Annotated in this window: 11 protein-coding genes; 2 read left to right on the top strand and 9 right to left on the bottom strand. The window is 48.2% G+C overall.

The window, feature by feature from the left end; all coding sequences use genetic code 11:
* The first annotated feature begins 14 nt into the window (after positions 1-14).
* Both H583_RS0115485 and H583_RS0115480 read left to right on the top strand, forming a co-directional pair.
* Entirely contained in the window at positions 15-701 is a 687-nt protein-coding gene (locus tag H583_RS0115485; RefSeq protein WP_028561243.1) for a DnaD domain-containing protein, read from the top strand.
* 249 nt (positions 702-950) lie between these two features.
* Positions 951-1,415, top strand: coding sequence for a hypothetical protein (locus H583_RS0115480; RefSeq protein ID WP_028561242.1), 465 nt, complete (start codon positions 951-953; stop codon positions 1,413-1,415).
* On the opposite strand, the gene H583_RS0115475 is transcribed toward H583_RS0115480, so the two are convergent.
* From H583_RS0115475 to proB, 9 genes are all read right to left on the bottom strand, one after another.
* Positions 1,412-2,362 carry an alpha/beta hydrolase gene (locus tag H583_RS0115475; protein WP_211228340.1) on the bottom strand — a complete coding sequence of 317 codons (951 nt, stop codon included), beginning with the start codon at positions 2,360-2,362 and terminating at the stop codon, positions 1,412-1,414. The two genes, H583_RS0115480 and H583_RS0115475, sit on opposite strands and share 4 nt — an antisense overlap.
* Positions 2,363-2,510: 148 nt before the next feature.
* Positions 2,511-3,866, bottom strand: coding sequence for a sensor histidine kinase (locus tag H583_RS0115470; protein WP_028561240.1), 1,356 nt, complete (start codon positions 3,864-3,866; stop codon positions 2,511-2,513).
* Positions 3,863-4,537 carry a response regulator transcription factor gene (locus H583_RS0115465; protein WP_028561239.1) on the bottom strand — a complete coding sequence of 225 codons (675 nt, stop codon included), beginning with the start codon at positions 4,535-4,537 and terminating at the stop codon, positions 3,863-3,865. The genes H583_RS0115470 and H583_RS0115465 overlap by 4 nt, the downstream gene beginning before the upstream one ends.
* A 332-nt stretch (positions 4,538-4,869) precedes the next feature.
* Positions 4,870-5,520 carry a methylthioribulose 1-phosphate dehydratase gene (gene mtnB, locus H583_RS0115460; RefSeq protein ID WP_028561238.1) on the bottom strand — a complete coding sequence of 217 codons (651 nt, stop codon included), beginning with the start codon at positions 5,518-5,520 and terminating at the stop codon, positions 4,870-4,872.
* A 3-nt stretch (positions 5,521-5,523) separates the two neighbouring features.
* Positions 5,524-6,216, bottom strand: a complete 693-nt coding sequence (locus H583_RS0115455; protein ID WP_028561237.1) for a 2-hydroxy-3-keto-5-methylthiopentenyl-1-phosphate phosphatase — start codon at positions 6,214-6,216, stop codon at positions 5,524-5,526.
* A complete protein-coding gene (locus H583_RS0115450) occupies positions 6,213-7,430 on the bottom strand; it encodes a 2,3-diketo-5-methylthiopentyl-1-phosphate enolase (RefSeq protein WP_028561236.1) in 1,218 nt (405 codons plus the stop codon). Before H583_RS0115450 ends, H583_RS0115455 begins: the two co-directional genes overlap by 4 nt.
* Positions 7,430-8,314 carry a pyrroline-5-carboxylate reductase gene (gene proC, locus H583_RS0115445; protein WP_036709806.1) on the bottom strand — a complete coding sequence of 295 codons (885 nt, stop codon included), beginning with the start codon at positions 8,312-8,314 and terminating at the stop codon, positions 7,430-7,432. The genes H583_RS0115450 and proC overlap by 1 nt, the downstream gene beginning before the upstream one ends.
* Before the next feature lie 19 nt (positions 8,315-8,333).
* On the bottom strand, positions 8,334-9,581 hold the full coding sequence (locus H583_RS0115440; protein WP_028561234.1) for a glutamate-5-semialdehyde dehydrogenase: 1,248 nt from the start codon (positions 9,579-9,581) through the stop codon (positions 8,334-8,336).
* A 276-nt stretch (positions 9,582-9,857) separates the two neighbouring features.
* Positions 9,858-10,958, bottom strand: a complete 1,101-nt coding sequence (gene proB, locus H583_RS0115435; RefSeq protein WP_028561233.1) for a glutamate 5-kinase — start codon at positions 10,956-10,958, stop codon at positions 9,858-9,860.
* Between the last annotated feature and the right edge of the window lie 240 nt (positions 10,959-11,198).

Genomic DNA, 11,198 nt, shown 5'->3' with positions numbered 1-11,198 from the left:
AAGGAGGTTGGAGCTTGACAGAGAAACAATGGAATCGCATTGAAGGGCTGACCTCATTTATGCAGGAGGGAGGGGTGTATACCCCTCTTCTTTTGCTGCAAACGTATCATGAGCTGGGGCTGACCGACACCGAGCTGCTGCTGCTGCTGCAATTGATGGGCTTCAAGCAGGCCGAAGGGGTTGATTTCCCTACCCCTGAGCAGCTTGCAGAGCGAATGGGGAAAACGACGCAGGAGATCGGACAATTGCTGCGGCGGCTGATGAAGGAAGGGATGCTGATGATTGATGAGCATCGCGACCCTGTTTCCGGCATGCAGTATGAACGGTATAACTGGTCCGGTTGGATGGACCAGGCTGTAGAACTCTACTTGAGCCGGGCACGTTCCGGCAAGCAGGAGAGTGCCTCACAAGCGGGGACTGAGGAAGCTCCCCCGGTGTCTGAGGTCAATCTGTATACATTGTTCGAGCAGGAATTTGGCCGTCCGCTTTCTCCCATGGAGCTCGATATGATCAGCGGCTGGCTGGATGAGGACAAGTTCTCGGATGAGCTGATTCGTTTCGCACTGAAAGAAGCGGTTTTTGCCGGAAAGCTGTATTTCCGGTATATTGACCGGATTCTGCTGGAATGGGGCCGCAACCGCATTACCAATGTGGATGAGGCTAGGTCACATACTCAAAGATATCGCAATGGAAAAGGCTGAGCGCAATAGCTCGGCCTTTTTTTTGTTAACATATAAGCCTTTATAAGTTTCACTTTAGAAATGGCTTATATGTCTACGCGAAACGAAGCTATTACCGTCCTTTCCAAGGACGGCAAAGTCGTTTACGCTTGTGTCAACTCTTTTTCAAATTGGGAATCCAATGAATGAACTTATAAGTAAATTGTTTACTTCCTGGTTATTGTTGATTTACAATAAAATGGAGTTTTTGGGAGAAGGGATCTGATTGATTTGAATGAGAAGAAGGAACAAATTTATTTCCCGCATGATAAAGCATATAAACAATTGCTTTCCAGTAAGCGGATATTCATCGATTTGCTTCATTATAAATATTTGCTGACTGATATTCACGGTTTTGATGAACAACAGCTTGAGGAACTATCCAATCTTATTGGAGTTATATTCCTGCTGGAGCGCAAACCGGAAGTTCATGCTTTCATGAAAGAGATGAAGCGTCTGGCAAACGTGCTTGAAAAGCTCCCGACCGGCTTATTCCGAATCTTTAAACACTGGATTAAAATTGCAACAAATCGCGGTCTGACGGATGCCTGTAAGTACCCGGTAAATGAGATCATTGACCAGTTCACAGATCCGAAGGAGATTAGGAATATGATATGCAAGCTGGAGAAGGCATTTGAAAAGATTGAATGTGATGCAGAGATGAAGGGGATTCGTCAGTTCCCGTCGCCACATTAGCTTTCCTTTTTTGTCTCAGCCATGAACCCTCTGAAATTCTCGACAATTTCTTTGGAGAAGGTATGATGCAAGTAATGTCCTCCATCAAATTGAATCACTTTTCCGTGCAGTGAATCTTGGACTTGCTTTTCATGCAGCGGTATCCAGCCTTCCACACCTGTATTGTTTGCTTGTATAAACAAAATAACGGGAAGATTTTTCGGGAATGTTAAATGTTCTGTAGCTTTAAAATTCTGATAAATATTTTCCAGTTCATTTAAGGTGTTGGAATTATAAAGGTTTTTGTGTTGAAGCATTCTCAATTGTTCTTTTGTTTCATTATCATATGGCAGTCCATCATACGGGTCATCACTAAATTTCATAACCAATCTGGCGAACCCTGATTTTTGAACCAGATTCAGCGTCTGAAGCGGGAGTTCGACATCCATGCCGGGTTGTGTTGGAACACTGGTATCGATTCCCGCAAATGCAGTCACTTCATGTTCGTATTTGTTTACATAGTCGATCCCGTAAATGCCTGCAATGGAGTGTCCCATTAAAATAAACTTGTCAATATGAAGCTGTTGCAAAGCTTCATGCAACTCGCTGACAATATTTTCAGTCGTTCTTTCCTTGTCCGTTTTATCACTTAATCCATAACCAAAAGGCTCAATTACGACTACTTTGTAAAATGGGGACAGCTCCTCTATAAGCGGTTTGAAATCCAATGCCGGCGCTGCTGTCCCTTGGCCCGTCAGAAGCACGATTGTTTCTTCCCCTTTTCCTTGGATCAATACATTCATATTTTTCCCGTCCACAGGAACGAACTGACCGTAGGGCTGGATTTTCCCTTGTTCCGATTTGCTGCTGACCATATTAACGATAAAAACAACAGCGATAAAAACGCCGATTGCAATAATTAATACGAGTAGTGATTTTAGTAAAAGCATAGGTAGTTTTTTAATCATATTTGCACCTTTCCTCATCTGTCTATTGGCTGCCTTGCGGGCCGTTATAAAAAGTTTAAATTACAAAGATGTACTCCGCATGACGGCAATATGAACTGAATATGAACAGGCCAAAAAATGCTGTAAATTTACTTGCATATGCTAACAATTACGCAGTCGGCGTTGTAATAGGCAAGATGACAATAAAGGTCGTTCCCTGTCCAGGCTCGCTTTCCACGCGAATGTTGCCTTGATGAAGCGTGACAATCTGCTTGACGATGGCCAGTCCCATGCCGCTGCCGTTATACTTACGGCTGTGGGAGCGGTCAGCTTTAAAAAAACGTTCGAATATGCGCTTCTGATCCTCAGAGGAAATTCCAATGCCAGCATCGCTTATTCGGATTGTTACATTTTTTATATCCTGTTTCATACTGATGTTAATTACGCTGTCATCGATAGAAAATTTGATGCTGTTGCCGATGATATTGGTCCATACCTGATTAATCAGATCATGGTCAGCGTACAGGTGGACGGCCTTCAAATGAAGTTCAAAACGGATGTTGCGGGCCGACCATTGCGGCTGCAAGGCCACGATTACGCGCCTTATCTGCTCGTCCAGGCTGAATTTGACCAGCCGCAGCTGCTGTGATTGTGATTCAAGCAAACTCAGCTTAAGCAAGCTGTCGCTCATTTTGGACATCCGCTTCGCTTCATCAATGATAATAGTCAGATAACGGCGCCGATCTTCATCCGTAATATCTTCATGCTTGAGCGCAAGCGCATATCCGGATATCGAGGTAAGCGGTGACTGAACCTCATGTGATACATTCGTGACGAACTCTCTGCGCATTTGCTCCAGCTGCTGCAAATCATGCATCATGTCTTCGAAACTGCGAGCCAAAGTACCCAGCTCACCTTTTTGCTTAATATTCAGCTTGATGTTAAAATCTCCGGATGCGATCCGCCTTGTTGCTTTTGTGAGCTGTTTGATCGGTCTTACCAGAAATATGGCGGCAATTAACATCAACAGGCTTCCTGCTATCAAAGAATTGGCCAGAAATTTGAAGAGAAAAGAAAGGGAAGCAGTGGTGACCGGCTCCACAAACATCGCTTTCGTACCTGCCTCAGTCTTCAAAGGGAAGCCTATGACGAGAGGTGCAATACCATTCGTATTGACTTCCACAACATTCCCATCCAGCACATCGTTTACTTGTTTCATAGTCAAATCGAAAGCATTGTGCCCATTGAGCGCCCCGTAAGACTGAAACTGGCCCGTTTGCCCGTAAATTCGGATATGATAGGAACTGAGCTGCTGCATTTCACTAACGAATGAATCCGCTTCACGTAACGGAAATGTCTCGTATATCCGGACGATATCCTGGCCAAAGTGGAGCAAGGTCATTTGCAGGTTTTGATTTAATTTATCTTTGTATACCCAAGTTGAGAAACCGTAAGTAATGAAAGTGCCCCCGATTATAGAGAACAGAAAAGTCAGCACAACGCGTGTATATAACGATTTAATCATTCGTTCATCTCAAGCCGGTAGCCAAGACCGCGCACCGTTTCAATTCGAAAATCGGAAGTATCCGCAAACCGTTCCCGCAGTCGTTTAATATGTACGTCTATCGTTCGGTCATCTCCGGTGTAATCGATCCCCCAAATCTGGTCAATCAACTGCTCACGGGTATAGATTTGCCCGGGTGTTCCGGCGAGCTTGTAAAGTAACTCGAATTCCTTGAGCGGCAACGTGAGCGACTCCGTTCCTCTCGTCACCTTATATGTCTGCCGGTCAAGAGTGAGGCTGCCGGACTGAATGATTTGCGTGGAGCCAATGCGGTATCGTTTCAGCAGTGCTTTGACACGGACTGTCAGCTCCAACGGGTCGAATGGCTTCGTCAAATAGTCATCCGTTCCCAGTTCGAACCCTTTCACTTTTTCCCATGTTTCGCCTCTTGCCGTCAGCATTAGTAAAGGAAGATCGGGATTGCTTCTTCTCAGTTCCTTGCATAATGTCCAACCATCCATAACCGGCATCATTATATCAAGCACGACAAGATCGACATGTGCCGAGGCATAGGCGGTTAGCGCTTCCTTGCCGTCAGCAGCTTCAACCGTTTGGAATCCGTCTTTTCGGAGAAATAAACAGACGAGTTCGCGAATGTTTGCATCGTCGTCAGCAACAAGTATTGTAGGCATTCGTTCCCTCTTTTCTTATGTCCATCCAATCATTATACAATAAATCTGCAGCATATCTAAATCATTACATTTATAAGCCCATTTTGTATGAAAAAGCATCCTTGCCTTGAGAAACGATTCCTTATATTATGGTTTAATATGATGTCTTTGATTAGTAGCAATTGGGGGATTTAAAGTCTTTAAAAAGCCGGATCGTTGATAAATGTAATTCATTAATGGACAAGCAAAAAAAGAGATTTGCCAGTCAGCAGGCCCGCTGTTAGGCAAATCTCTTTTAAAATATATTTCATGCATGAAGAGGGAGGAAACGATTCATCATTTCGCCGTCTGACTTACGCCCGTCCCTTCAGTAGTTCCCAGCGATACACATACTCAAACAGAAACTCAAATGCTTCCAGATGGCGCTTCGCTTCAAAAGCATTGGCGCCCCAGGCATAGATGCCGTGCTTGCGCAGCAGGATGCCGGGAATTTGCGGATTCAGGCTTTCTGTGACTTCAGGCACGATGCGAGGGATGTCCGCATAGTTGGACACGATCGGAATGTCGATGTGTGCCTCTTCTTCCCAAATGTTAAAAGCTTTAATCAGCTCCACACCATCCACAGGTACGGATTTGCGATCCCAGAACCATTCGGAGATGACATTATTAAATACGGTGTGTGTATGAAAAATCGCGCCGCAGCCTGTTAGCCGGTAAATTTCACAATGAATCAGCGTTTCGGCAGACGGCTTTAAATTGGTGGTCTCACAAGGCTTGCCGTTCTGATCCACGAACAGAAAATCTTCAGGCGTTTGTTGTGATTTGTCTTTACCACTGGCAGTAATAGCAAAATGGAATTGCTCAGGAGTATAGTCCCCGACACGCACGGATAAATTGCCGCTCGTTCCCGCAAACCAGCCGCGGGAGGCGAACAGCGATTTAACGTCTCTCAGCTCGGAGAGCGCCTTTTGCTTGTCTTCAGTTGCAATTTGTTGAAATGTCATGGGTCAGTCGTTCCTTTCTTCTGGCAGGGAGGCCGTCTGCTCCAGATGTGCAATCACATCATGGAAGGTCTCATAAGGGACGTACGGCAATCCCAGCTCTTTGCATTTCTCGGTAAGATGAGCTCTGGAAAATACCAGATCTGCCAGCTTTGCGCCTTCAAAATCGGTGACGCTGTCGCCAATTAGTATCCGTTCAAATTGCGACGGGTCAAAGCGGCGCATGATGGTTGTTTTACACATGCCGCAGTCGTTGCTGCAGTGTCCATCACAAGGATGAGGCCAAGTAATTTCGATTTGTTCGCTTGAAAAGTCGCTGCCATTGCAATAGATGTGATCATTCGGAATATCAAAGGCGGACAAAACCGGATAAACGAAAAAATCGATGCCGCCGCTCGTCACATAAAACGGGATATGCTGCTCCTTGCAGTAGTTCAGCAGTTCTTTGAATCCACTGCGGATTCGTACATTCGAGATCGCATAGTCAACAACTTCTTTCTGCATGGATGCAGGGAGGAGGCGGAACAACTCGCCAACCCCCTGACGGATGGATTTGCGCTGGGCAATCACATCGTTTGCAATCTTCTCCCAGCCATGCGGATTAAAATGCTTGATAATTGCGATAATATTGTCATTCTCCGTAATCGTACCGTCGAAATCGCAAAAAATGACTTTTTCACGCTGTCTGACATGACTCATTTCTTAATCCCCCATAAAGCGATTGCTTGTTCAAGTTCTGGATGCTGCTTTGCTTTGTCCTCCAGCGGAACATTATTCATCGCTGCTTCGATAGCCTGGCGGAAAGCTTGTCCGCCTGCAGCAGTACCCATCGGATGACCGTGAATGCCGCCTCCGGCATTCACGACGACATCAAGTCCGAAGTCCTTCCAAATCAGCGGCACGATGCCTGGATGAATGCCAGCGGAAGGGACGGGTACAGAAGCTTTGACCGGAAGGGACGGATCGAGCAATGCTTCCCTGACCGCAAGATTTTCCTCCTTCGGCATCACGACGGATCCGTAAGGAGAAGGGAATAGCGACAGGTCGGCTCCAGCAACACGCATCAGCTTGCCCAGCAGCAGCGGTGCCGCTATCCCATAATGCTGAGACGGATACAATGCACCGGCAAGCGCAGGGTGAGCCGCAATCGGCACCGTAATATCCGGGTTGCTGCTCAGTTCATGAAGGACATCGTAACCGTAAGACAGTACGTTGAAAAGCAGGGCGTTAGCTCCGGCATTAATGGCTTTTAGGGCCTGGGAAGCCAGCTGTGAAGTCGGACCAGTCAGATTAACAGCGTAGAGCAGCTTTTGTCCGGTCTGCTCACTGGCCTTGCGTGCTGCATCCATACAGACCTCGACACGTTTTTCAATCGGAGTCAGCGGATTTTCGAACAAAATTTCATCGTCCTTGATCAAATCTACGCCGCCAAGCGCCTGCTTGTAAAACTGTTCACGCAGATTGTCCAGATCATGTCCGACGACAGATTTGAAAATGCTCATCAGCAGCGGACGGTCATGCACGCCAAGCAGATCACGGATACCCTGGAGGCCAAATTTCGGACCCGGGAATGCGGCCAGAAAATCCTCGCTGAAATCAATATCGAGCAGTTTGATTTTGCCGTCCATGGACAGTTTGCCGAAGATGGTGACGAGCAGCGCCGGAATGTCGCGGCTGAAATTGATATCCGGATAGGCAATCCGGATATCGGCATAGCGTCCGCCCGGCACATCAGATTCATGCACGTTCACCTGCTTGACGATGCCAAGATGCTTCTCCATCTCGGCTTTTTGTGCTTCGGGCAGCTCTGTCCAACTGCCGACCGTAAGGCCGACAGCAATGGATTGTGCTTTTTTATGAAAATCAGCCTTGTCATCAAAGCTGCGGTAAGTCGCTACGCAGTAATTGCCCATTACTTGTTTCCTCCTTCAATCATCGCCCCCAGCTCAGCGGCACGCTCAGCGGCACGGGCGATGGCTTTGCCGAATACTTCCGAGACATTGTGGCTGTTTAGCAGCTCTAATGCAGCCTGGGTTGTGCCGTTCGGGGATGTTACTTTGCGTCTGAGCTCGGCAGGCTCTTCCCCGGTGGACTGTACCATATGTGCGGCTCCGATCACGGTCTGGATCGTCAGCGTGCGTGCTGCTTCATCATCCAGCCCCAGCTTTTTCCCGGCTTCAATCATGGACTCCATCAAATAATAGACATAGGCCGGACCAGAGCCTGAAAGTCCGGTTACTGCATCAAGCAGGCTTTCTTCCTCGACAATAGCCGTAATCCCGATCGAATGGAAGATTTCCTCAGACAGTTTGCGCAAACGATCTGATACGGATGGGGAAAAGCAAATGCCTGTTGCGCCAAGGCCGATCGTGCTTGAGGTGTTTGGCATCGTTCTGACTACAGGAATGCTGGTCTCCAGCAGACGTTCGATTGTCCGGATTGACAAACCTGCAATAAGGGAGACAACAAGCTGATGCGGCTGCACAAAATGTTTCAGATGAAGCAAAGCTCCCTGGGCGTCCTTGGGCTTCATTGCCAGAAAAATAATATCTGCTTGTTCCAGACTTTGCTGTTTGGCATCCTCGGTAAAAGGCGTAATGACATGATAACGGTCATGAAGCTGTTTCAGTCGCTCCTGATCCTGGCGGTTAATCATCGATATCTGGCCGGGCAAAGTGAGCCGGCGCTCCAGAAGGCCGCGGACAATCGCCTCAGCCATTGATCCTGCGCCAAAGAAAGCCAGCTTGAGCTTGCCGATTCCGGCATTGACGGATAACGTTAGTTCACTTGCAGACATTTGCAAAATCTCCTTTCAATTATCCCCGGATTTGGCCGTTTCCAACAACCAGAAACTTGGTGGATGTGAGTGCAGGCAAGCCCATTGGACCGCGTGCGTGCAGCTTTTGTGTACTGATTCCGATTTCAGCACCGAAGCCGAATTCAAAGCCGTCAGTAAAGCGTGTAGAAGCATTATGATATACGGCTGCCGCGTCGACAAGCTGCAGGAAACGCGCTGCGTTGTCTTCATTCTCTGTCACGATGCACTCGGAATGCATGGTCCCGTATTTTGCGATATGCGCCAGTGCTTCATCAAGATTTTTAACAACGCGCACATTAATGATGTAATCATTATATTCAGTCGCGAAGTTTTCTTCAGTGACCGGTGTACCATAACCGAGCAGATTCAGTGTTGTTTCACAGCCGCGAATTTCTACACCGGCTTCTTTCAGACGCCCGGCGATTTCAGCCAGATGGAGTTTGGCAAACTGCTCATGTACGAGCATCGTTTCGATCGAGTTGCACACAGACGGGCGCTGAACCTTGGCATTAAAGACGATGTCGCTTGCCATTTGTGTTTGGCCGCTATCATCAATATAAGTGTGGCAAATACCGGCTCCGGTCTCAATTACCGGAACGGTTGCATTTTCAACGACATTGCGGATCAGGGAAGCGCCGCCGCGTGGAATGATGACATCCAGCAGTCCGTTCAGCTTCAGCATCTCGTCTACGGACGACCGGTCGGTATCTTCGATCAATTGCAGAGCATCCGCTGGAATTGCGGAACGGGAGAGGGCGTCTTGAAGCACCGCGATAATCCGCTTGTTGGAGCTGATAGCTGCCGAGCCGCCGCGCAGGATGACCGCGTTGCCGGTCTTGAGGCAAAGTCCCGCCGCGTCGACAGTAACATTGGGACGTGCTTCATATATAATTCCGATTACGCCAAGCGGAACCTGAATTTTGCGGATACGCAGTCCGTTTGGCCGCTCGAAGCTGTCAAGCTGAGTACCTGTCGGATCAGGAAGCTCCGTAATTTGACGCAGTCCTTCGGCAATGCCGGCGATACGTTCCTCTGTCAGCTTGATCCGGTCCAGGAGCGATTTGCTTGTACCGTTTTGCTCTCCGCGGTCCATATCCAGCTGATTGGCTTCAATAATTGACTGCTGTTCAGTTACGAGCGCGTCAGCCATAAGCAGCAGTGCTTCGTTCTTTTGGGCGGTTGTCAGCGAGCTCATCAAAGCTGCCTTTTGCTTGGCCTTTGCGGCTTTTTCTCTTACTTCACTCATGTTAACTCCTCCTTAAAATAGGTATAAATGAATGGTTTTACACAGAAATCAGTGCTTGACACCAACTTGGGGGAGCGCTGCGGGCAAGAGGGGGATTTCGATCGCTGTTGTCCCCAGATTTCTTGAATGTAACCGGCTCAGCGGTTGAAATCCGGGGACAAAGGCGAACGCTTCGCTTCTCCAGTCTCCCTCTTCCTCTCCGCTCGTGCGATGTTAGGCTGTAAAAACTGATTCTTAGATTGAGCCAAATAAATCATCCGGAAAAAGTTGCTCCTGCTAACTTAACGCCACCCATTCATCCCGGTGAATGACTTCAATCCGGGCTACATCAAGGCGCTTGCGGACTTCGGTTGTGCTTAGGCCGGCAGCGGCCTGAACCTGCCAGTAAGCATAGTTGACAACACCGCGCCCGATAACAACTCCATCCGGATTAATGACTTCTATGACATCTCCGGGATGAAACTCGCCTTCGCTATGTGTAATGCCTGCGGGAAGCAGGCTTTTACCTTTGCTAAGGATCGCAGTTTCTGCCCCCTCATCAATAGTTACGGTCCCTTGCGGAGAGGAATGAAAGCCGACCCATTGTTTTTTCATAGGCAGATTATGTTCGACCGTATCAAAATAAGTGCCGTGTCCATGTCCGTTAACAGCTTCAAGCAGGCCGCCCCCGCCCGGCAATTTTCCGATAAAAGCGGGAACGCCGCCGCGCATGGCAATTCTGGCCGCATCAATTTTGGATCGCATTCCGCCTGTACCGACGCTTGAGCCTGCTCCGCCCGCAATGCGTTCAATATCCTCAGAAATTTGATCCACCCGTTCGATGCGTCTTGCTTCGGGGTTCGTCCGTGGATCAGCGGTATAGAGGCCGTCGGTATCTGTAAGTATAATCAGCTGCTTTGCTTTCACCAGATTGGCTACCAGTGAGGACAATGTGTCGTTGTCGCCAAACTTGATTTCAGCAACCGCAACCGTGTCATTTTCATTAATAATGGGCAAAATATTGCAGGACAGCAGTTCATTCAGTGTCGCAAGCGCATTATGAATTCTCTTCCGGTTGGAAAAGTCTGAGCGTGTCAGCAAGATTTGCGCGACGCCGATTGAATTGAGCCCGAACGCTTCCTGATAGGCTTGCATGAGCAGCGCCTGACCGACAGCTGCCGCCGCTTGTTTCTCATGCACAAGCTTTGGCCGCGTCTCATAGCCGATTTTACGAAAACCGGCAGCAATTGCCCCGGAGGTAACAAGCAGAACCTCATAACCAGCCTTATGCAGAGCAGACAGCTCATCGGCAAAGAAGCGAATACGCTCTTGGTTGAGGCCGCCCTGATCCGAGGTAAGCGAGCTGCTTCCAATTTTGACTATTATTCTCTCTCCCATATAATCACTCCTATGGTATAACCTCAAAACGCTCCAAAAACATAAAAAGACCCCCGTCCTAAAAAAAGGACGAAAGTCTGTGCTTCCGCGGTACCACCTTTAATTGATGAATCCCGCGCGTGCAGGTTCATCCAGCTTCTTGCCCGGGTAACAGCGGGCATACTGTCCGGTTTGAATCCGGCCGTTCGGAGCCTAGGATATAAGCGTGCTTCACGGTTGACTCTTCCAGCCAGTGGAGTC

It is taken from the genome of Paenibacillus pinihumi DSM 23905 = JCM 16419, from assembly GCF_000422505.1.
Classification (GTDB): Bacteria; Bacillota; Bacilli; order Paenibacillales; family Paenibacillaceae; genus Paenibacillus_D; species Paenibacillus_D pinihumi.
Note: the sequence above shows the minus strand (reverse complement) of the source record. Positions and strands in the feature narration are given on the sequence as shown.